Consider the following 20,520-nt stretch of genomic DNA (forward strand, 5'->3'; position numbering starts at 1 on the left):
GTGCGGTGACGTTAAGGAAGCGCGGCGGCTGCGGCAATGGCCGCCTGCGGGGCTCAGGCCGCCACGGCGGCAGGCAGGCGGGCCGGGGCCTCGCGCACCGGCAGGTGGATCAGCGCGCTGAAGGCGCCGACGCCCACGCCGACCCACCAGACCAGGGTGTAGTCGCCATAGGCGTCGTAAAGGCTGCCGCCCAGCCAGACGCCCAGGAAGGATCCGATCTGGTGGGACAGGAACACGAAGCCGTAAAGCGTGCCCATGTAGCGCAGCCCATAGATATGGGCGACCAGGCCCGAGGTCAGCGGCACCGTCGCCAGCCACAGCGCCCCCATCACCAGCGAAAAGACGATGACGCTGACAGGCGTGATCGGCAACAGGATAAAGGCCGCCGCCGCGATGGTGCGCAGGGTATAGATCCCCGCCAGCAGGTATTTCTTGGTATACCGCTTGCCCAGCCATCCCGACCAGATCGAGCCCACGATATTGGCCAGCCCGATCAGGCTGATCGCCGCCGCCCCAAGGGCCGAGGTCGTGGTGATCCCGATGGAGGCCAGCGTGCCCATCGGGCTGATCGGGCCGCACATTTCCGTCACCATGGCCGGGAAATGGGCGGTGATGAAGCCAAGCTGGTAGCCGCAGGAAAAGAAGCCCGCGAAGATCATCAGGTATGACGGGTCGCGGAAGGCGCGGTTCAACACGCTGCCCAGGCTTTCTTCCAGTTCGTGGCGGCTGGCGGGCTTGCCGTCGCCCAGCATCGGCAAAAACAGCAGGCAGGCCAGCACGATCACGCCGAAGATGATGAATACCGTCTGCCAGGCATAGAAGCCCAGCAGGATCTCGGCCAAAGGCGCGCCGAAGACCTGCCCCGCCGATCCGGCGGCGGTGGCGATGCCCAGGGCCAGGCTGCGGTTTTCGTCGCTGGCCGCACGGCCGACCACCGCCAGAATCACGCCGAAGCCCGTGCCCGCGATGCCGAAGCCGACCATCACCTCCAGCAGTTGCATGGTGGCGGGCGAGGTCGCCAGGGAGGTCAGGATCAGCCCCGCCGAATACAGGATCGCGCCCAGGATGATCGCCCAGCGGTCGCCCCAGCGTTCCGCAAGCGCCCCGAAGATCGGCTGGCCGATCCCCCAGGCCAGGTTCTGGATGGCGATGGCCAGCGAAAACTCGGCCCTGGGCCAGCCGAAGTCGGCGGCAATGGGGATCTGGAAGACCCCGAAACTGGCCCGCAGGGCGAAGTTGATCAGCAGGATCAGCGATCCGCCGATCAGGATGGGCGTGAACAGACGGGATTGGGCGGACATGGCTGAACCTGCGCGGCGAAAGGTCGCAGCCAGCGTTGAACCTGTATGTCCCGAAGATCAAGCCCCGGCGGCGTGATGCGATCCATCAGCCGCCGTGATGGGAGCCCGCGAACCGATCAGTTGCGCCGCGCCAGTTCGTTGTTGATCGAGAACTTCGAGGCCGGGATCGACCCGCCCTGGCGCATCTCGCCCAGGATCACGGTGGTCTTCTGGCCGCTGTCGTCGGTCACGACCCATTGGCGCAACTGCGTGGGCCCGCCCGTGAAGACCATCTGGATATTGCCGTATTGCGGGTGCTGCGGATCCTGCGCGACGACCACCGTGGCGTTCTTCGATTCGCGATGCGCCGTGACCATGTTGGCGCGGCCCAGGTTCACATTGGCGTCCAGGATGATCGACAGGGGCGTCTGCGACAGCGGATATTGCTGCGGTCCGCTTGATTTGGGGTCGAACACCGCCACGTTCCCGCCGGACGCCATGACCAGCGTGTTGTCGTTGTTGTATTCGAACCGCACGCGCCCCGGCCGCTGGATATAGACCGTCCCGGTCGAGATCGAGCCGTCGGGATTGACCTGCGTGAACTCGGCCGTGGCCGTCTTCAGGCTGTTCAGATAGCGCGACAGTTCGTTCAGCGGAATCCGTTCGGCCAGGGCCGGAAAGGCAAGACCAAGAACAAGGGCGGGCGCAAGGGCGAGGGATCTGATGTTCATGCGGGCGATCATATCCTTTCCGGGTCAGGATGCACATCACGTCTGGCGGATGGCACGGGCGGCGAACGCTCTCAACGATGTGAGGGTTCCGGCAAGACGGTCATTGAACGGAACGTAACGCGAACATATAGTCGCCTTTATGGCAGCGCGAACCTTGCACCAGAAGCTTGCGATCCTGTCGGACGCGGCGAAATACGACGCCTCCTGCGCGTCCAGCGGCACGACCCGGCGCGACGCGCGGTCTGGCGGCATCGGATCGACCGAAGGCATGGGCATCTGCCACGCCTATACGCCCGACGGGCGCTGCATCAGCCTTTTGAAGATCCTGCTGACGAATTTCTGCATCTATGACTGCGCCTATTGCATCAACCGCGTCAGCAGCAATGTCGAACGCGCCCGCTTCACGCCCGAGGAGGTCGTGACGCTGACCCTCGAATTCTACCGCCGCAACATGATCGAGGGGTTGTTCCTGTCCTCGGGCATCATCCGCAGCCCGGACGAAACCATGTCCCAGATGGTCCGCATAGCCCGGACGCTGCGCGTGGACCACGGCTTCAAGGGATATATCCACCTCAAGACCATTCCCGACGCCTCGCCCGACCTTGTGGCGCAGGCGGGGCTGTTCGCCGACCGCCTGTCGGTCAACATCGAATTGCCGCAGGACGCCAGCATCCGCGAACTGGCCCCCGAAAAGCGCCCCGAGACGATCCGCGCCGCCATGGCCGATGTCCGCCTGTCGCGCGAGGCTGCGAAGGAAAGCACGCACACCGGCAAGCGCCCGCCGCGTTTCGCGCCTGCGGGGCAGTCCACGCAGATGATCGTCGGCGCGGATGCAGCGACGGATCGGGATATCCTGAAGACCTCGGCCAATCTCTACTCCGGCTATGATCTGAAGCGGGTCTATTATTCGGCCTTCAGCCCGATCCCCGATGCCTCCGCCGCCCTGCCGCTCATCAAGCCGCCCTTGATGCGCGAGCATCGCCTGTACCAGGCCGACTGGCTGATGCGCTTCTACGGCTTCGAGGCCGAGGAGATCGGCTCGGCCCATCCCTCGGGCTTCCTGGACCTGGCGATCGACCCCAAGCTGGCCTGGGCCTTGGCGAACCGGGCGCAGTTTCCGATGGATGTGGCCACGGCATCGAAAGAAATGCTGCTGCGCGTCCCCGGTTTCGGCACCAGGACGGTGACGCGGATCCTCGCCGCGCGGCGCAACGGGCCGGTACGGTACGCCGACCTGCTGCGGATGGGGGCGATCATGTCGAAAGCGCGCGCCTTCGTGACGCTGCCCGACTGGCATCCGGGCGCGCTGACCGACAGCGCGGGCCTGCGCGCGCGCTTCGCGCCGCAGCCGGAACAGTTGCAACTCATATGATCCGGGTGGATCTGCCGCGCTTCGGGCGGTTTGGCGCGTGGCGCGATGCGGCCCGGCAACTGGCCAGCAACCGCGTGGCACCGGGGGATGTGACCTGGGCCGATGAGGGCGGCCCCGCCGACCTGTTCGGGGCCGATCCCCTGCCGCCGCCCGGTCCCCATCCCGTGGCGGCCACCAAGGACTTCCTGGACCTCGCCCAGACCGTCGCCAGCCATTCCGGCCCGGAACGCTGGGCGCTGCTTTACACCGCCCTGATCCGCCTGCAGGACGACCGGGGCTTTGTCACCAATCCCGCCGATCCGCTGACCGACCGGCTGAGGCGCATGGCGAAATCCGTGCGCCGCGACATCCACAAGATGCACGCCTTCGTGCGCTTCCACGAACTGCCGGAGGGTGGCCCGCGCCGCAGCTTCGGCGCCTGGTTCGAACCGGAACACCTGATCCTTGAGGCCGCCGCCCCCTTCTTCGCCCGGCGTTTCGCCGACATGGACTGGCTGATCGCCACGCCCGAAGGCATCGCCCGCTTTGATGGCACCATCACCTATGCGCCCCCCGCGCCGCGCCTGGATTTCCCGGTGGATGCCAGTCACACGCTTTGGCAGACCTATTTCGCCAACATCTTCAACCCGGCCCGCATCAAGACCAATGCCATGCGGTCCGAGATGCCGCGCAAATACTGGAAGAACCTGTCCGAGACCGCGCTGATTCCCGAGATGCTGGCCGACGCCCCCCGCCGCGTCCAAGCCATGCGCGAGGCGGGCGCGACCGACGCCCCGGCCTTCGCCGCTCGCGTGACCGCCCGCATCCGCCAGATCCCCGACGACCGCCCGCCCGACACGCTGGAGGCCGCGCGCGACCAGGCCGGGCGCTGCACCCGCTGCGACCTGTGCCATGCGGCGACCCAGACCGTCTGGGGCGAGGGCGATCCCACGGCCCCCCTGATGATCGTGGGCGAGGCGCCGGGCGACCAGGAGGATCTGCAGGGCCGCCCCTTCGTCGGCCCGGCGGGGCAGCTTTTGCGCCAGACGATGGCCGGAGCGGGCCTCGATCCCGCGCAGGCCTGGATGACCAATGCGGTGAAGCACTTCAAGTTCACCCCGCGCGGCAAGCGCCGCATCCACCAGAACCCCGGCGCGGGAGAGATCCGGCAGTGCAAGTGGTGGCTGGACCTGGAGCGCAGCTTCGTCCGGCCGCGCCTGACCCTGGCGCTTGGCGCGACGGCGGCATTCGCGCTGACCGGCAACCGCGCGCCCCTGACCCCCCGGCGCGGCACGCTGGAAACGACGCTGGACGGCGGCCCGGCGCTGATCACCTGGCATCCCAGCCTGATCCTGCGGCTGGACGGCCAACGCGCCGCCGAGGCGCGCGAACAGTTCGCCGCCGACCTGTCCCAGGCCGCCCGCCTGATGGCCGCCTGACCGGTAACACCGGCGTCCGCAACCGGTGTACGCCCTGTGCACGCCCGGTGCATCGGCGGTGCATGCCCCGTGCGGCGGAAATCCCGGCGATTGCTGGCCTGGACGGGTGCCTAAGGCGCGCACCGTTGCGCCGTGCCGCCGTGCAACGCCCGCAGCCGTTGCGCCCGCTACAGCGCCCGCCCCGTCAGCAGCCTCGGCATGGGATCGACCGACAGTCCCGCCGCCTGCCGCATAAAGCCGCGCCGCAGGGCGGGCACCCGGCTGACGATCCCCATGCCCAGGCCGCGCGCCGCCGACAGGACGGGATTGCCACTGGCGAACAGCCGGTTCACCCCGTCCATGCCAAGCGCCAGCGCGGTCCCGTCGAACCGCCGCCAGCCCTGATACCGCTCCAGCACCAGATCGGACCCGATATCCTCGCCCCGGCGGGCGGCATCGACCAGAACCTCGGCCAGGGCCGCCACGTCGCGCAGGCCCAGGTTCAGACCCTGGCCCGCGATCGGATGCACGCCGTGGGCCGCATCGCCCACCAGGGCCACCCGTTCGGCGGCATAGCGTTCGGCCAGCGACAGGCTCAGCGGATAGGTGAAGCGCGCGCCTGCCAGTTCGATCCGGCCCAGGTAATCGCCAAAGCGCGGACGCAGCACGTCCAGAAAGGCATCGTCGGGCAGGGCGGCGATGGCGCGGGCGTTGTCATGGGTTTCCGACCAGACGACGCTGCTGCGGTTGCCGGGCAGGGGCAGGATCGCCAGCGGGCCGGTTTCCATGAAATACTGCTGCGCGATGCCCCCATGCGGGCGTTCGTGGGCAATGGCCGCGACAAGCGCCGTCTGGCCGTAATCCCATCCCTGCCGCCGGATGCCTGCCCGCCGGGCCACGCCCGATCCGCGCCCGTCCGCACCGACCAGCAGTCGGGCGCGCATCCGGCGGCCATCGGACAGGGTCGCCTCGACCCCGCCCGGCGTGACCTGCTGGTCCGTGACCGACAGGCCCGACAGGTGCTGCACCTTGCCCGCCATCGCGGCCAGCAGGGTGCGATACAGGAACCGATCCTCCAGCATGTAGCCGACGGGCCCTTCCTCGATCTCGGCACTGTCGAAATGCAGGAAGAAGGGCGCGGCACCCTCGCCCGGCTTGCCCTGCGAGGCCTTGACCTGGCGGATTGGCTGGCTGTCGCCCGCCAGGCCCTGCCACAGCCCAAGCGCCTTCAGCAGCCGTTGCGAGGCCACCGCCAGCGCATAGGCGCGCCCGTCGAAATTGTCGCCCGCACGCGCATCGGCGGGGCGCGGATCGACCACCGCCACGCGCAGACCCGCCTGCGCCAGGGCAAGCGCCAGCGTGGGCCCGTTCAGCCCGCCGCCTGCGATTAGAATGTCAACGTCATGTTCCATCGCCGCGATCATGCACGGGCGCAGGGCGAAGTCCATGCGGCGATCCGCCTTCGGCCTCGAGGATCGCCGCAAGCCCGCTGCGATAATCGGGATAGCGCAGCCTCACGCCCAAATCCTCCTTGATGCGCCGGTTCGAGACGCGCTTGCTGTCGGCATAGAAGGACCGCGCCATGGGGGTCATCTCGGCCTCATCGAACGGGACTTCGGGCGGCGGCGGCAGTCCCAGCAGCTCCGCCGCATGGGCCAGCACATCCTGCGGCGGGGCGGGGTCGTCGTCGCAGACGTTATAGGCGGTCCCCGGCGCGGGCCGGTCGAGCGAGGCCAGCAGCACCTGGGCGATATCCTCGGCATGGATGCGCGAAAAGACCTGGCCCGGCTTGATGATCCGCCGCGCCGTGCCGTTCCGCACCTTTTCGAACGGCCCGCGACCGGGGCCATAGATCCCGGCAAGGCGAAAGATGTGCAGCGGCAGCCCGGCCTGGTTCGCCAGCATGCGCCAGTCGCCCTCGGCCCTGATGCGGGCTTCCCCGCGCGGGCCGGTTGCGTCCAGGTCGCTGTCCTCGTCCACCCAGCCGCCGTTCCGGTCGCCGTAAACGCCGGTCGTGGACAGGTATCCCAGCCAGCGGGGCCTGGCTTGCGCCAGATCGTCGCGGAATGCCGCCAGCACCGGATCGCCCCCTGGGCCGGGCGCGGCGGAGACCAGGATTGCATCCGCCGTTGCGATCTCCTGGCGCAGCCGCGCTTCCTCTCCGGGCCACAGGATCGGCACCGCGCCTGCCGCCGCGACCCTTTCGGGATCGTTCCGCGTCGTGCCCGGAACCTGCCAGCCGCGTTCCCGCAGCAGCGGCGTCAGAAAGCCCGCCGAATAGCCGTGACCGAAAACAAGCATCTTCATGACGCCAGCGTAACGGCGCAGGGGCGGGGACGCCAGACGCTTGCCTGTGCCGGGCCGGACTGGCAGGCTCGGGGCAAAGCAAGGACAAGAACGATGGACACGGATTCCCGCTATCTTCCGGTTGAAACCCCCGACGCGCCCGGCCGCCAGCAATTCACCGATGCCGCCGCCGCCGTGGCGCGCCTGCAGGAACTTTACACGCAATCGACCGGCTTTCTGCTGGACCGCTTCATCAAGGCGCTGGAAGGGAATCACCCCATCGCCCGCTACCGCGCCTTCTATCCCGAACTGCGCCTGACCGTGCCGACCCATCCGCAGGTCGATTCGCGCCTGTCCTTCGGCCATGTCGTGGCGCCCGGCAGCTATTCCGCGACCATCACCCGGCCCGACCTGTTCGAGAACTATCTGCTGGAGCAGATCGGCCTGTTGATCCGCAACCACGGCGTGCCGGTGACAGTCGGCGTCAGCGACACGCCCATGCCCGTCCATTTCGCTGTGGCTGCCCAAAGCGACCTGGCGGTGCCGCAGGAAGGGGTGCTGGATTTTTCCCTGCGCGACATCTTCGACGTGCCGGATCTCAACACCATGAACGACGACATCGTGAACGGCGTGGCGGGCCCGATGCCCGACGGATCGCTGCACCTGGCCGCCTTCACGGCGCAGCGCATCGACTATTCCCTGGCGCGGCTGCAGCATTACACCGCCACGGCGGCGGGCCATTTCCAGAACTTCGTCCTGTTCACCAACTATCAGTTCTATGTGGACGAGTTCGAGGCCTTCGCCCGCCGCGTCCTGGGCGACCCGGCGCTGGGCTATGACAGCTTCGTCGCGCCCGGCAACCAGGAGATCCGGGAACCCGACGCCCCGTTGGCGGCCTTGGCCAAGATGCCGCAGATGCCGACCTATCATCTGAAGCGCGCGAACGGCCAGGGGATCACGCTGGTCAATATCGGCGTGGGGCCGTCGAACGCCAAGACCGCGACCGACCATATCGCGGTCCTGCGCCCCCATGTCTGGCTGATGGTCGGCCATTGCGCGGGCCTGCGCAACAGCCAGCGGCTGGGCGATTTCGTCCTGGCCCATGCCTATCTGCGCGAGGATCACGTCCTTGACGCCGACCTTCCCGTCTGGATCCCCCTGCCCACCCTGTCCGAGGTGCAGGTGGCGCTGGAGCAGGCCGTGGCCGAGGTCACGCAGCTGGAAGGATACGAACTGAAGCGCATCATGCGCACGGGCACGGTCGCCACCATCGACAACCGCAACTGGGAGTTGCGCGACACGCCGATCCACCGCCTGTCGCTGGCGCGGGCCGTGGCGCTGGACATGGAAAGCGCCACCATCGCCGCCAACGGCTTCCGCTTCCGGGTGCCCTATGGCACGCTGCTCTGTGTCAGCGACAAGCCGCTGCATGGCGAATTGAAGCTGCCGGGCATGGCCACCGATTTTTACCGCACGCAGGTCGCCAGCCATCTGCTGATCGGCATCCGCGCCATGGAAAAGCTGCGCGAGATGCCGCCCGAGCGGATCCATTCCCGCAAGCTGCGCTCCTTCAACGAAACCGCCTTCCTGTGACCCGGCGTCAAGCGGCCACGCGGCGCCTGCTTTGTCAGGAAACGGTGAAAAAGGCTTGAACTGTTGGGGAAAACGGTGTGTAGCAGGCCTTATGCCGCAAAAGGCGCTATCAGTGGGCCCCGCAGAACAGGGCAAGAGGAGACAGATCCATGGCTGAAAAACCGATGACCAAGACCCAGCTGGTTGCGACCCTGGCCGAGGAAATGGGTTCGGACAAGAAATCGGCATCCGCCGCGCTTGACGCGATTGCCGCCGTCGTCGCCCGCGAAGTCGCTGCCGGCGGCTCCGTCACGATCCCCGGCATCGGCAAGATCGCCTGCCGCGCCCGCCCGGAACGCCAGGTCCGCAACCCGCAGACCCAGGAAATGATGACCAAGCCCGCCGACAAGCAGGTCAAGGTGACGGTCGCCAAGTCGCTGAAGGACAGCGTCAACAGCTGATCCCCGCGCCAGGGCTGATGAACAGGGCCGTGCCGGTTGGCGCGGCCTTTGCCATTTTGGCCTTTCTGCGGCAGGACCGACCTGCTAGCCCTTCCGCATCATCTGCAGACGGGGCCTTCGCATGGACATTCGCGCGATCTTCATGGGGGTGGTCTTCGCGGTGATGTGGGCCTCGGCCTTCACCTCGACCCGGATGATCGTGACCGAGGTGCCGCCGCTGTTCGCCCTGGCGCTGCGTTTTGCGATGTCGGGCACGATGGGCGTCGTCATCGCATGGATGATGGGCGAGACATGGCGTGGCCTGACGCGGGCGCAATGGCGGGCGGTGGTGATCTTGGGACTGTGTCAGAACGCGCTGTACCTGGGCCTCAACTGGGTGGCGATGCAGTGGATCGAGGCCGGACTGGCCTCGATCATCGCGGCCACCATGCCGCTGATCGTGGCGGGTCTGGGTTTCCTGCTGATGGGCGAGCGCCTGCGGCCCTTGGGGGTTGCGGGCCTGGCCCTGGGGCTGATCGGCGTGGCGGTCATCATGGGCGCGCGTCTGCAGGGCGGCAGCAACCTGACGGGCATCGGGATGTGCTTTGCCGCGGCGCTGGCCTTGGCCGTCGCCACGCTGACCGTGCGGGGCGCCAGCGCGGGCGGCAACGTGATGATGGTCGTGGGCTTGCAGATGCTGGTCGGCGCCGCCACCCTGTCGGTCGTAGCCCCGATCCTGGAGGACTGGCATGTCGATCCCAATCCCCGCCTGGTCTGGGCCTTTCTTTACACCGTGATCGTGCCGGGCCTGGTGGCGACCTGGATCTGGTTCAAGCTGGTGGGCCGCATCGGCGCGGTCAGGGCCGCGACCTTCCATTTCCTGACGCCTTTCTTCGGCGTGGCCACCGGGGCCCTGCTTCTGGGCGAGCATCTGGCCATGGGCGATGTGATCGGCGTCGGCATCATCATGGCGGGCATCCTGGCCGTGCAACTGTCCAAGGCGCCCGCCCCGGTCGTCCGCCTGGTGCGTTAGGACAGTCTTTCGGCGCAGCGCCCGACCCATTCCCTGACGGCCGGCGTTACCGGCATCCCCTCGCCAAAGAAGATGAACGGCGAGGCGCAGAGCAGGTCCGCCGCCGAGAAATCCTGCCCCAGCAGGAAAGGTCCATGCGCCAGCGCCTCCTCCAGCCGCCGCAGCATCGTGTCGTAATCGCGGAAGGTCGCCTGCAACACGGGATGGTCGATCTTCAGGTAATGCAGCATCATCACCGGCTCGATCACGCCCTGGTAATAGAACAGCCAGGACAGATAGGCGCCGCGCTGCGGGTGGTCCACCGGGCGGCCAAGCCCGCTGTCGGGAAAGCGGTCGGTCAGAAAGGCGATGATCGCGCCCCTTTCGCGGACATGGTCGTGGCCTGCGACCAGATAGGGCACCTTGCCCTCGGGGTGGGGGTTCTTCGGATCGGTGCTGCCGCTGCCGTCCTGGCGGGGGATCGTGACCTCGGCGATCTCCACCTGGTCGCGGATCCCCATCAGGTCGATCAGCGTGACGATGCTGTCGGACCGGCTTTGCGGGGCATGGTAGAGTGTCAGCATGGGCTTGCCTCCTTTGGCTTTTGCGGCTTCAGGATAGCGTGGACTGCTGACAGAAGGGGACAGCATGGCCCGCACCGACCGCCTGATGCGCCTGATGGATGCGCTGCGCCGCCTGCCCGCGCCCGTCACCGCCGCGCGGCTGGCAGGGGAAACCGGCGTGTCCCTGCGTCAGCTTTACCGCGACATCGCCACCCTGCGCGCGGGCGGCGCGCTGATCGACGGCGAGGCGGGCCTTGGCTATACCCTGACCGAGGACCCGGCCCTGCCGCCGCAAAGCTTCTCGCGCCTTGAAATCGAGGCGCTGCGCCTGGCCGTCGAATCCCTGGCCGGGATCGGCGACGATGATCTGGTCCGCGCGGCCCGCGACGCCCTGGCGCGGATCGTGGCGACGCTGCCGGAACGCCAGGCGCGGCAGGCCATGCACGCGATTACCCGTTGCTTCCTGCAAGCGCCCGACAGGCCCGCGCCCAGCGTCGATCTGGCGCTGATCCGCGCGGCCTGCTGGGACGAACAGGCGCTGCTGATCGACTATGTGGACCTGAACGGCCAGCAGACCCAAAGGGTGATCTGGCCGCTGGGCCTGTCCTATTCCGACCAGTCGCTGATGCTGCTGGCCCATTGTCGGCTGCGCATGGATTACCGGGTCTTCCACGTGAACCGCATCGCGGCGGCCAGCCTGACGGGCGACAGTTTCCGGCCCCGGCGCGTGGCGATGGTCCGCGATTATGCGCAGGCGCGCCGGGAACATCCCTTCCGGGCGGCGCGTTGATTTTCATGGAATGTTCACCATCTTGGGCCCATGCGCGCCGATCAGATCCTGCACCCGACCGACGCCGGGCTTTACTGTCCCCCCGGTGATTTCTACATCGACCCGATCCGCCCGGTGCCCCGCGCACTGATCACCCATGGGCACGGCGACCACGCCCGGTCAGGCCATGGCGCGGTCATGGCGACGCGCCAGACGCTGGAGATCATGGCGATCCGCTATGGCGAGGATTTTCCGGGCCAGCGGCAGGCGGCGGATGGCCCGGTCCGGGTGGGCGACACCACCGTCAGCTTCCATCCGGCGGGCCATATCCTGGGTTCCGCGCAGATCGCGGTCCAGCCCGAGCATGGCCCGAAGATCGTGGTCTCGGGCGATTACTGCCGCCACCCGAACCCGGTCAGCGCAGGCTTCGAACCCGTCCCCTGCGACATCTTCGTGACCGAGGCGACCTTCGGCCTGCCGGTCTTCAAGCATCCCGACCCTGCGGGAGAAATGACCCGCCTGCTGGCCAGCATGGCCGAATTTCCCGAACGTCCCCACCTGATCGGCGCCTATGCCCTGGGCAAGGCGCAGCGGCTGATCATGCTAGCCCGCGCGGCGGGCATCGACGGGCCGATCGCCATCCATGGCGCGCTGCAAAGGCTTTGCGATTACCATGTCGCCCAAGGCATCGACCTTGGCCCGCTGGTGCCCGCCACCGCCGACCGGGTGGAGGCGCAACTGGTGATCGCCCCACCATCCGCCTTTGCCTCGGCCTGGGTGCAGCGCTTCCGCGATCCGGTGATCGGCTTCGCATCCGGCTGGATGGCGGTCCGGGCGCGGGCGCGCCAACGCGGCGTCGAACTGCCGCTGGTCATCAGCGACCATGTGGACTGGCCGCAGGTCACGCAAACGATCCGGGAACTCGCCCCGCAGGAAGTGTGGATCACCCATGGGGCCGAGGACGGCTTGCTGCGCTGGTGCGAGTTGCAGGGCATTCCCGCCCGTCCCCTGCGCCTGGTCGGTTATGAGGACGAGCCGGAATGAGGGCTTTCGCGAACCTGCTGGAACGCCTGGCCTTCACGCCTGCGCGCAATGCCAAGCTGCGGCTGCTGCGGCATTACCTGGAAGCCACCCCCGACCCGGATCGCGGCTATGCCCTGGCCGCGCTGACCGGCGATCTGAAGCTGCGCACCGTGACGCCCGGCCTGCTGCGCGGGCTGATGGTCGAACGCGTGGATGAACAGCTGTTCGCGCTGTCCTATGACTTCGTGGGCGATCTGGCGGAAACCATCGCGCTGCTCTGGGACATGGACCGCGACGAGGATGTGCCGCTATCCCAGGCGGTGGCGCTGCTGTCGGAGACCGGCAAGGCGGGGCTTCCCGCCGCTATCGCCGGGATGCTGGACCGGCTTGGTCCGTCGCAGCGGCTGGCCTTCCTGAAGCTCGCGACCGGCAACATGCGCATCGGGTTGTCCGCCCGCATGGCGCGAATGGCCCTGGCCGAGATGGGTGCCCCCGATGTGGCGCAGATCGAGGAGATCTGGCACGGGCTGACGCCGCCCTATCAGCCGCTCTTCGACTGGATCGCGGGCGGTGCGCGGCCCGAACAGGCGGCCCGCGCGCCCTTCCGCCCCGTGATGCTGTCCACGGCGGTCGATCTGGACCAGTTGCAAGCCTTCGATCCCGCCGATTATGTCGCGGAATGGAAATGGGACGGCATCCGCGTCCAGGCCATCAACGACGGCGGGGTGCGGCGGCTCTATTCCCGGACGGGCGAGGATATCAGCGGCAGCTTCCCCGACCTGATCGAGGCGCTGAACTTCGACGGCACGGTGGACGGCGAACTTCTGGTGCGGCGGGGCGATGACGTGGCGGTCTTCGGCGACCTGCAGAAACGCCTTGGCCGCAAACAGGTGGGCAAGGGGATGCTGGACAGCCACCCGGCCAGCCTGCGCGTCTATGACCTGCTGATCTGGCAGGGCCGCGATCTGCGCGAATTGCCCTTAATGGAGCGCCGCGCCGTGCTGGAAGCGGCGGATTTCGGCAGCGACCGGATCGATGTCTCGCCGCTTCTGGACTTTGCCACCTGGGACGATCTGGCCGCCCTGCGCGCCGATCCTCCGGCCCCGGTGATCGAGGGCGTGATGATCAAGCGCCGCGATTCCACCTATGTCGGCGGGCGCCCGCGCGGGCCCTGGTTCAAGTGGAAGCGCGACCCGCATGTGGTCGATGCCGTGCTGCTTTATGCGCAACGCGGCCATGGCAAGCGGTCGGGATTTTACAGCGATTTCACCTTCGGGCTGTGGGACGCGGACCAGCTTGTCCCGGTCGCCAAGGCCTATTTCGGCTTCACCGATGAGGAGTTGCGCGAACTGGACCGCTTCGTCAGGAACAATACCGTGGAACGCTTCGGTCCCGTCCGCTCCATTGCCCCGAAGCTGGTGCTGGAGGTCGCCTTCGAAGGCCTGAACGCCTCGGGCCGTCACAAATCCGGCGTTGCCATGCGCTTTCCCCGCATCAGCCGCATCCGCTGGGACAAGCCCGCCTCCGAGGCCGACCACCTGTCCACCCTGAAGGCCATGATCCCGTGACCCTGCCGCCCGCGTTCCAGGACTGGTTCGCCCGCCAGGGCTGGCAGCCGCACCCGCATCAACTGGACTTGCTGGAGGCCAAGGGTGACACCTTGCTGATCGCCCCCACGGGGGGCGGCAAGACGCTGGCCGGATTTCTGCCTTCGCTGGTGGACCTCAAGGACGGGCACAAGGGGCTGCACACGCTCTATGTCTCGCCGCTAAAGGCGCTGACGGCGGATATTGCGCGTAACCTCGCGCGCCCCGTGGCCGACCTGAACCTGCCGATCCGGGTCGAGGATCGCACCGGCGACACGCGAAGCTCGCAGCGCGCGCGCCAGCGGGTCGATCCGCCGCAGATCCTGCTGACCACGCCGGAATCGCTGGCCCTGATGCTGTCCTATGAACAGGCGCCGCAGATCTTCGGCAGCCTGCGCCGGGTGGTTCTGGACGAACTGCACGCCCTGGCCGAGAACAAGCGCGGCGATCAGTTGATGCTGTGCCTGGCCCGGCTGCGCGCGCTGGCGTCCGGCGTGGCGACGACCGGCCTGTCGGCCACGGTCGAGGATCCCGCAGCCTTGGCCGATTTCATGGGCGCCGCCCGGATCATCCAGGCCGATCCCGGCCCCGATCCCGACATCGCCATGCTGGCGACCGCCCGTCCCGCGCCCTGGTCGGGCGGCGGCGGCCATTACGCTATCCCCGAAGTCCTGGCCGAGATCAAGCAGGCCCGCACCACCATCATCTTCATCAATACCCGCGCCCAGGCCGAGCTGTTCTTCCAGGCTTTGTGGGCCGCCAATGACGACAACCTGCCCATCGGTCTGCACCATGGCAGTCTTGCCCGCGAGGCCCGCCAGCGGGTCGAGGCCGCGATGGCGGCGGGCGAATTGCGCGCCGTGGTGGCGACGGGCAGCCTGGATCTGGGCATCGACTGGGGGTCCGTGGATCTGGTGATCCAGGTCGGCGCGCCCAAGAACGTGAAGCGCTTGGTCCAGCGGATCGGGCGGGCCAACCACCGCTACAACGCCCCGTCCCGCGCCCGCATCGTGCCCGCCAACCGCTTCGAGGTGATCGAATGCGTCGCAGCCCTTGAGGCCGTGCACGAACATGACCTTGATGGCGAGCCGCGCGGTCCCGGGCCGCTGGATGTTCTGTGCCAGCACATCCTGCTGACCGCCTGCGCCGGCCCCTTCGACGCCGACGCCCTGTTCGCCGAGGTCCGCACCGCCGGCCCTTATCGCGGGTTGTCCCGCGCGCAGTTCGATGATTGCCTGGATTTCGCGGCGACCGGCGGATACGCGCTGCGCGCCTATGACCGCTGGCAGCGGCTGATGCTGCGCGACGGGCTGTGGCGCCTGCGCGATCCCCGCGCGGTGCGCGATTTGCGCATGAACGTGGGCACCATCGTCGAGGCCGAGATGCTGAAGGTCCGCCTGCGCGGGCGCGGCGGCAACCTGCTGGGCGAGGTCGAGGAAGGCTTTGCCGCGACCCTTGTTCCCGGCGACACCTTCCTGATCGGCGGGCAGACCGTGCGCTATGACGCCATGCGCGAAATGACGGTCGAGGTCACGAAGCAGCCGACCCGCCAGCCCCGGATCGCGGTCTATTCGGGGCTGAAGCTGGCGACCTCCACCCAGCTTTCGCACCGGGTGCAGGCGCTGATCGGCGATCCCTCGCGCCATTCGGTTCTGCCCAGGGACACCGCCGACTGGCTGGCCCTGCAGGCGCGCATCAGCACCCTGCCGCAGCCCGGCGTGCTTCTGAGCGAGACGTTTCCCCATCGCGGCCAGTGGCATTTCGCGCTGTACGGCTTTGCCGGGCGCAATGCCTTGCAGACGCTGGGCCTTCTGATGACCAAGACCATGGAGGATGCGGGCCTTGGCCCCTTGGGGTTCCTCGCGACCGACTATGCCCTGTGGATCTGGTCGCTGGATCCGGTGACCGATCCCGAGCCGCTTCTGGACCGCGACGCCCTGCGGGCAGGTCTGGGCGACTGGCTGGCGGGCAATGCGGTGATGAAGCGGACCTTCCGCAATGTCGCGATCATCGCCGGGCTGATCCAGCGCAACATGCCGGGGGGGCGGAAGTCCGGCAAGCAGGCAACCTTTTCCAGCGACATCCTTTACGATACCCTGCGCCGCTATGACCCCGACCATCTGCTGCTGCGCATTACCGCCGAGGAAGCGCGCCGGGGCCTTGTCGATTTCGATCGGATCGAGGAAATGCTGGACCACTCCCCCCGTCACGACCACCGCATGCTGGACCGCGTGACGCCCCTTGCCGCACCGCTGCTGCTGGAATTCGGCCGCGTGCCCATCGCGGGCCAAGGCCGCGAACGCCTGGCCGAAGCCGAGGCCGCGGCGCTCATGGCCGAGGCGGGGCTGGCATGACCCATGTCTTCGACTTTGCGGGTCACGAACTGGAGGCGCGGCCATCCGGCGCGCTCTACTGGCCCGAACGGCGATGGCTGATCGTGGCCGACCTGCACCTGGGCAAGTCCGAGCGCATGGCCCGGCGCGGCGGATCGCTGTTGCCGCCCTATGAGGTTCTGGCGACGCTCGACCGGCTGGAATCCGAGATCGCCGCGACCGATCCTGCCGCTATCATCAGTCTGGGTGACGGATTTGACGACGATGCCGCCGCCCTGGCGCTGCCCGACATGCTCTGCGACCGGCTGCGCGACATGGCCTGGGGGCGGCGCTGGATCTGGATCAGCGGCAACCACGACCCCGCCCCCGTCTGCCCGCGCCTGCCGGGTGAGACGGTGGATGAACTGGCCGATGGCTTGGTGCTGCGCCACCAGGCGGGGCAGGGGCCGGATGTATCCGGCCATTTTCACCCTTGTCTGCGGCTGGCGGGCGAGCGGCGGCGCTGCTTCCTGGTCGGGGGCGACCACCTGATCCTGCCGGCCTTTGGCGCCTATACCGGCGGGCTTGCCATCGACAGCCCTGTCCTGACGGCTCTGGTGCCGCAGGGCTTGGCCATCGCCTGCGGTGCGCGGGCGTTGCCGGTGCCGGTCGGCGCCATGCCGCGCCGGGGCCGCCGGGCATGAAAAAAGGCCGGGCCGCAATTTGCGCCCGGCCTTTGATTCTTGAGGCTCCAGCCTCAGAAGCGGAAGTTCACGCCGACCTTGATGTTGTGATGTTCCGGCGTGGCGCGGGTTTTAAGGGCATCCCCATCGCCAAGGTCATAGGTCACCTCGGTCTTGCCGAAGCTGCGATACTGCCATTCCGCGAAGACCGACAGGTTGTCGCGCAGCTTGCGTTCGACACCCAGCCCCAGCGAATAGCCGCTCGCGTCATAGTTCACGGTCTCGGAGCCGGCGGCATCCGAGAGGGTATAGTCGAAGTCGCCGTAAACCGCGCCCGCCGTCCCGTAGACCAGCGTCTGCGGGTTCACGACATAGCCGGTCTTCAGTTGCAGTCCGACAATATAGTTGACGGTCGATTCGACGTCGATCGCACCGCCAAAGTCAACGGTCTCGGTGGCATCGACGCTGCCGCCTTCGATCCACAGTTCCGGGCCGAAGACCCAGTTGTCGCGCTGCCAGCGGTATCCGGCATGAAGGCCTGCGGTCACGCCCTTGACATCGACAGAGCCCAGGTTCGTACCCCGCTGGACCAGCGTGTCGCTTTCGTAAAGGTCCAGACCCACCTCATCGCCGCCGCCAAAGGAGTAGCCGATGGAGCCGCCGGCATAGCCGCCCGCCCAGTCGCTGACCGGGGCGGCCTCGACCACGGGCGCGGCCACCACGGGTTCGGCTACAGGGGCGACATAGCCCCCCGCCAAGGCACCGGATGCGGCCGACAGCGTTCCCAGGGTGCAGGTCGCAAGAAAGAAGGTGTGACGCATTGGAGGCTCCTTCAAAGGGAAAGTTCAATCGCAGCGTAAATCGCCTTATGCAACCGGGGCGTAAGCATAATTACCCTGCGCGGCAATCATGCAGCCTTGTCGGAGCGTTGAAAAGCCCCGCAGCCCGGCCAAGCGCGGCATATCCGCCACACCGTCAGGTATCCAGGTTCTCGACGCTCAGCGCATTCTGCTGGATGAATTCGCGGCGGGGTTCGACCACGTCGCCCATCAGCTTGGTGAACAGATCCTCGGCCTCGGCCACGTCCTCGACCCGGACCTGCAGCAGGGTGCGCGCCGCCGGATCCAGCGTGGTTTCCCACAACTGCTCGGGGTTCATTTCCCCCAAACCCTTGTAGCGCTGCAGCGACAGGCCCTTTTCGCCTTCCAGGAAGATCGCCTGCAGCAGGCCCAGCGGCCCGAAGATCGGCTGGTCGCGGTCCTTGCGCAGCAGACGCGCGCCCTGGCTGTAGACATCCTGCAAGGCTTGGGTCATCTCGCCCAAGCGGCGGCTTTCGGCGCTGCGCAGCATCTGGCCGTCTAGCGTCCGGCTTTCTTCCACGCCGCGCAGGGTACGGGTCAGGCGGATGCCTGCGTCCTGGGTCGGACGGCCGGTCCAGCCGCGTTCGTATTCGGCGGCGATCATGTCCAGGCGCGCCGCGACCGCCGTGGCCACGCCCTGCGCGTCCTGGTCGATCCGGCCCGGCAGCAAGGCGCCCGCGATGGCGGCCTGTTCGGTGACATGGGGCGGGTAATGCGTCGGATAGGCGCGCAGGATGCGCCGCGCGATCCGCGCCTCGTCCACCACGCGCGCCAGGTCGGCGCCCACGATCTCCTCGCCCGAGGCCAGCTTCAGGGCCGCCCCCTCGATCCCCTGCTGGATCAGGTAGTCTTCCAACGCAGCCTCGTCCTTGAGGTAAACCTCGGACCGGCCGCGCGTGACCTTGTACAGCGGCGGCTGCGCGATATACAGGTGGCCCGCGTCGATCAGTTCCGGCATCTGCCGGAAGAAGAAGGTCAGAAGCAGCGTGCGGATATGCGCGCCGTCCACGTCGGCATCGGTCATGATGACGATTTTGTGGTAGCGGAGCTTCGACAGGTTGAATTCGTCGCGCCCGATGCCGGTGCCAAGCGCGGTGATCAGAGTGCCGATCATCTCGGACGACAGCATCCGGTCGAAACGCGCCCGTTCCACGTTCAGGATCTTGCCGCGGAGCGGCAGCACCGCCTGGTTCTGGCGCGACCGGCCCTGTTTCGCGGATCCGCCCGCGCTGTCACCCTCGACGATGAACAGTTCGGACAGAGCCGGATCCTTCTCCTGGCAGTCGGCCAGCTTGCCGGGCAGGGATGCCACGTCCATGGCGGTCTTGCGCCGCGTCAACTCGCGCGCCTTGCGCGCGGCTTCGCGGGCAAGCGCGGCCTCGATGATCTTGCCGACGATGGCCTTGGCCTCGGTCGGGTTTTCCTCGAACCATTCGGCCAGCTTCTCGCCCACTAGGTTCTCGACCGCCGGGCGGACTTCGGAGGAGACCAGCTTGTCCTTGGTCTGGCTGGAGAATTTCGGATCGGGCACCTTGACCGACAGCACGCAGGTCAGTCCCTCGCGCGCGTCGTCGCCGGTGAAATCCACCTTTTCCTTTTTCGCGATGCCGCTGTCCTGGGCGTATTTCCCGATCACGCGGGTCAGCGCGCCGCGGAAGCCCGCCAGATGCGTGCCGCCGTCGCGCTGCGGGATGTTGTTGGTGAAGGGCAGCACCGTTTCGTGATAGCTGTCGTTCCACCACATCGCGACCTCGACCCCGATGCCGCCCCGTTCGCCGGTCATGAAGATCGGCTCAGGCATCACGGGGGTCTTGGAGCGGTCGAGGAACTTCACGAATTCCCGCACCCCGCCTTCGTAGAACAGTTCGGTCTTCTGCACCTCGGCATGGCGCTCGTCCTCCAGGATGATGCGGACGCCGCTGTTCAGGAAGGCCAGTTCCCGCAGGCGGTTTTCCAGCGTCTTGTAGACGTAATCCAGGTTCGAGAACGTCCCGTTCGGATCGTTGATCTTGGAGGATGCCAGGAACCGCACCTCGGTCCCCTTTTCGCCCGGCGCGGCATCGCCCACGACGCGCAGGTGTTCGGCCGTGTCGCCATGTTCGAAGCGGGCGTAATGTTCCTTGCCGTTGCGCCAGATGCGCAGTTCCAGCCAGTCCGACAGCGCGTTCACCACCGACACGCCCACCCCGTGCAAGCCGCCCGACACCTTGTAGGAATTGCTGTCGAATTTCCCGCCCGCGTGCAGCTGGGTCATGATGACCTCGGCCGCCGAAACCCCTTCGGTCGGGTGCATGTCCACGGGGATGCCGCGCCCGTTGTCGCGCACGCTGACGCTGTTGTCGGCGTGGATTTTCACCTTCACATAGTCGGCGTGACCGGCCAGGGCCTCGTCGATGCCGTTGTCCACGACCTCATAGACCATGTGGTGCAGGCCCGACCCGTCGTCAGTGTCGCCGATATACATGCCGGGGCGCTTGCGCACGGCTTCCAAGCCCTTGAGAACCTTGATGGAATCGGCGCCGTATTCGGCGGTCTGCGCGGCTGGTGCGGTCATGGGTGAATGTGTCCTGTTCCTGTAGGCACGATATAAGCATTCGTCCCGCCAAAGTCACGGGAAAGACGAGGTTTTTCAGC

Annotated in this window: 17 protein-coding genes; 10 read left to right on the plus strand and 7 right to left on the minus strand. The window is 67.4% G+C overall.

Annotated features, from left to right (window positions below; genetic code table 11):
• Positions 1-53 precede the first annotated feature (53 nt).
• Both AAIL68_RS07620 and AAIL68_RS07625 read right to left on the minus strand, forming a co-directional pair.
• Positions 54-1,301, minus strand: a complete 1,248-nt coding sequence (locus tag AAIL68_RS07620; RefSeq protein WP_347139109.1) for an MFS transporter — start codon at positions 1,299-1,301, stop codon at positions 54-56.
• 116 nt (positions 1,302-1,417) lie between these two features.
• Entirely contained in the window at positions 1,418-2,011 is a 594-nt protein-coding gene (locus tag AAIL68_RS07625; protein WP_347139110.1) for an outer membrane lipoprotein carrier protein LolA, read from the minus strand.
• A gap of 139 nt (positions 2,012-2,150) precedes the next feature.
• Here AAIL68_RS07625 and AAIL68_RS07630 point away from each other — a divergent pair, with 139 nt between their 5' ends.
• Together AAIL68_RS07630 and AAIL68_RS07635 are read left to right on the plus strand one after the other, a co-directional pair.
• Positions 2,151-3,383 carry a putative DNA modification/repair radical SAM protein gene (locus tag AAIL68_RS07630; RefSeq protein WP_347139111.1) on the plus strand — a complete coding sequence of 411 codons (1,233 nt, stop codon included), beginning with the start codon at positions 2,151-2,153 and terminating at the stop codon, positions 3,381-3,383.
• The gene (locus AAIL68_RS07635; protein WP_347139112.1) at positions 3,380-4,801 is read left to right on the plus strand and encodes a UdgX family uracil-DNA binding protein; all 1,422 of its coding nucleotides are present in this window, start codon (positions 3,380-3,382) and stop codon (positions 4,799-4,801) included. Before AAIL68_RS07630 ends, AAIL68_RS07635 begins: the two co-directional genes overlap by 4 nt.
• Before the next feature lie 167 nt (positions 4,802-4,968).
• On the opposite strand, the gene AAIL68_RS07640 is transcribed toward AAIL68_RS07635, so the two are convergent.
• Together AAIL68_RS07640 and AAIL68_RS07645 are read right to left on the minus strand one after the other, a co-directional pair.
• Positions 4,969-6,228, minus strand: coding sequence for a UbiH/UbiF/VisC/COQ6 family ubiquinone biosynthesis hydroxylase (locus tag AAIL68_RS07640; RefSeq protein WP_347139113.1), 1,260 nt, complete (start codon positions 6,226-6,228; stop codon positions 4,969-4,971).
• Positions 6,182-7,087: an SDR family oxidoreductase gene (locus AAIL68_RS07645; RefSeq protein ID WP_347139114.1), complete on the minus strand. Its 906-nt coding sequence runs from the start codon at positions 7,085-7,087 to the stop codon at positions 6,182-6,184. Before AAIL68_RS07645 ends, AAIL68_RS07640 begins: the two co-directional genes overlap by 47 nt.
• Before the next feature lie 93 nt (positions 7,088-7,180).
• Between AAIL68_RS07645 and AAIL68_RS07650 the strand changes: the two genes are divergently transcribed.
• The 3 genes from AAIL68_RS07650 to AAIL68_RS07660 all read left to right on the plus strand — a co-directional run bounded on the left by AAIL68_RS07650 (position 7,181) and on the right by AAIL68_RS07660 (position 10,111).
• Positions 7,181-8,659: an AMP nucleosidase gene (locus AAIL68_RS07650; protein WP_347139115.1), complete on the plus strand. Its 1,479-nt coding sequence runs from the start codon at positions 7,181-7,183 to the stop codon at positions 8,657-8,659.
• A 149-nt stretch (positions 8,660-8,808) separates the two neighbouring features.
• Positions 8,809-9,099 (plus strand): HU family DNA-binding protein, encoded by a 291-nt coding sequence (locus AAIL68_RS07655; protein WP_347139116.1) that lies wholly within the window; start codon positions 8,809-8,811, stop codon positions 9,097-9,099.
• Between the two features lie 121 nt (positions 9,100-9,220).
• Positions 9,221-10,111, plus strand: coding sequence for a DMT family transporter (locus AAIL68_RS07660; RefSeq protein ID WP_347139118.1), 891 nt, complete (start codon positions 9,221-9,223; stop codon positions 10,109-10,111).
• Here AAIL68_RS07660 and AAIL68_RS07665 read toward each other — a convergent pair.
• On the minus strand, positions 10,108-10,674 hold the full coding sequence (locus AAIL68_RS07665; protein ID WP_347139119.1) for a glutathione S-transferase: 567 nt from the start codon (positions 10,672-10,674) through the stop codon (positions 10,108-10,110). The two genes, AAIL68_RS07660 and AAIL68_RS07665, sit on opposite strands and share 4 nt — an antisense overlap.
• A 64-nt stretch (positions 10,675-10,738) precedes the next feature.
• Here AAIL68_RS07665 and AAIL68_RS07670 point away from each other — a divergent pair, with 64 nt between their 5' ends.
• Genes AAIL68_RS07670 through pdeM form a run of 5 tightly spaced genes read left to right on the plus strand, consistent with a single transcriptional unit; the run spans position 10,739 to position 17,047 of the window.
• Positions 10,739-11,443, plus strand: a complete 705-nt coding sequence (locus AAIL68_RS07670) for a YafY family protein (protein ID WP_347139121.1) — start codon at positions 10,739-10,741, stop codon at positions 11,441-11,443.
• A 30-nt stretch (positions 11,444-11,473) separates the two neighbouring features.
• On the plus strand, positions 11,474-12,466 hold the full coding sequence (locus tag AAIL68_RS07675; protein ID WP_347139123.1) for a ligase-associated DNA damage response exonuclease: 993 nt from the start codon (positions 11,474-11,476) through the stop codon (positions 12,464-12,466).
• Positions 12,463-14,013 (plus strand): cisplatin damage response ATP-dependent DNA ligase, encoded by a 1,551-nt coding sequence (locus AAIL68_RS07680; protein WP_347139125.1) that lies wholly within the window; start codon positions 12,463-12,465, stop codon positions 14,011-14,013. Before AAIL68_RS07675 ends, AAIL68_RS07680 begins: the two co-directional genes overlap by 4 nt.
• The gene (locus AAIL68_RS07685) at positions 14,010-16,385 is read left to right on the plus strand and encodes a ligase-associated DNA damage response DEXH box helicase (protein WP_347139127.1); all 2,376 of its coding nucleotides are present in this window, start codon (positions 14,010-14,012) and stop codon (positions 16,383-16,385) included. The genes AAIL68_RS07680 and AAIL68_RS07685 overlap by 4 nt, the downstream gene beginning before the upstream one ends.
• Complete coding sequence (gene pdeM / locus AAIL68_RS07690) at positions 16,382-17,047, plus strand: ligase-associated DNA damage response endonuclease PdeM (protein WP_347139129.1); 666 nt, start codon at positions 16,382-16,384, stop codon at positions 17,045-17,047. Before AAIL68_RS07685 ends, pdeM begins: the two co-directional genes overlap by 4 nt.
• A gap of 53 nt (positions 17,048-17,100) precedes the next feature.
• Here pdeM and AAIL68_RS07695 read toward each other — a convergent pair whose 3' ends face one another.
• Positions 17,101-17,847 carry an outer membrane beta-barrel protein gene (locus AAIL68_RS07695; RefSeq protein WP_347139130.1) on the minus strand — a complete coding sequence of 249 codons (747 nt, stop codon included), beginning with the start codon at positions 17,845-17,847 and terminating at the stop codon, positions 17,101-17,103.
• A 154-nt stretch (positions 17,848-18,001) separates the two neighbouring features.
• Complete coding sequence (gyrB, locus tag AAIL68_RS07700) at positions 18,002-20,440, minus strand: DNA topoisomerase (ATP-hydrolyzing) subunit B (protein ID WP_347139131.1); 2,439 nt, start codon at positions 20,438-20,440, stop codon at positions 18,002-18,004.
• Between the last annotated feature and the right edge of the window lie 80 nt (positions 20,441-20,520).

Source organism: Paracoccus sp. SSK6 (assembly GCF_039770665.1).
GTDB lineage: Bacteria > Pseudomonadota > Alphaproteobacteria > Rhodobacterales > Rhodobacteraceae > Paracoccus.

Bases quoted from the DNA above. Each gene is read 5' to 3' on its own strand.
- AAIL68_RS07680 (WP_347139125.1), top strand. From the start codon at position 12,463: ATGAGGGCTTTCGCGAACCTGCTGGAACGCCTGGCCTTCACGCCTGCG.
- AAIL68_RS07640 (WP_347139113.1), bottom strand. From the start codon at position 6,228: ATGGACTTCGCCCTGCGCCCGTGCATGATCGCGGCGATGGAACATGAC.
- AAIL68_RS07650 (WP_347139115.1), top strand. From the start codon at position 7,181: ATGGACACGGATTCCCGCTATCTTCCGGTTGAAACCCCCGACGCGCCC.
- AAIL68_RS07630 (WP_347139111.1), top strand. From the start codon at position 2,151: ATGGCAGCGCGAACCTTGCACCAGAAGCTTGCGATCCTGTCGGACGCG.
- AAIL68_RS07635 (WP_347139112.1), top strand. From the start codon at position 3,380: ATGATCCGGGTGGATCTGCCGCGCTTCGGGCGGTTTGGCGCGTGGCGC.
- gyrB (WP_347139131.1), bottom strand. From the start codon at position 20,440: ATGACCGCACCAGCCGCGCAGACCGCCGAATACGGCGCCGATTCCATC.
- AAIL68_RS07655 (WP_347139116.1), top strand. From the start codon at position 8,809: ATGGCTGAAAAACCGATGACCAAGACCCAGCTGGTTGCGACCCTGGCC.
- AAIL68_RS07670 (WP_347139121.1), top strand. From the start codon at position 10,739: ATGGCCCGCACCGACCGCCTGATGCGCCTGATGGATGCGCTGCGCCGC.
- AAIL68_RS07660 (WP_347139118.1), top strand. From the start codon at position 9,221: ATGGACATTCGCGCGATCTTCATGGGGGTGGTCTTCGCGGTGATGTGG.
- AAIL68_RS07695 (WP_347139130.1), bottom strand. From the start codon at position 17,847: ATGCGTCACACCTTCTTTCTTGCGACCTGCACCCTGGGAACGCTGTCG.
- AAIL68_RS07620 (WP_347139109.1), bottom strand. From the start codon at position 1,301: ATGTCCGCCCAATCCCGTCTGTTCACGCCCATCCTGATCGGCGGATCG.
- AAIL68_RS07665 (WP_347139119.1), bottom strand. From the start codon at position 10,674: ATGCTGACACTCTACCATGCCCCGCAAAGCCGGTCCGACAGCATCGTC.
- AAIL68_RS07625 (WP_347139110.1), bottom strand. From the start codon at position 2,011: ATGAACATCAGATCCCTCGCCCTTGCGCCCGCCCTTGTTCTTGGTCTT.
- AAIL68_RS07645 (WP_347139114.1), bottom strand. From the start codon at position 7,087: ATGAAGATGCTTGTTTTCGGTCACGGCTATTCGGCGGGCTTTCTGACG.
- pdeM (WP_347139129.1), top strand. From the start codon at position 16,382: ATGACCCATGTCTTCGACTTTGCGGGTCACGAACTGGAGGCGCGGCCA.
- AAIL68_RS07675 (WP_347139123.1), top strand. From the start codon at position 11,474: ATGCGCGCCGATCAGATCCTGCACCCGACCGACGCCGGGCTTTACTGT.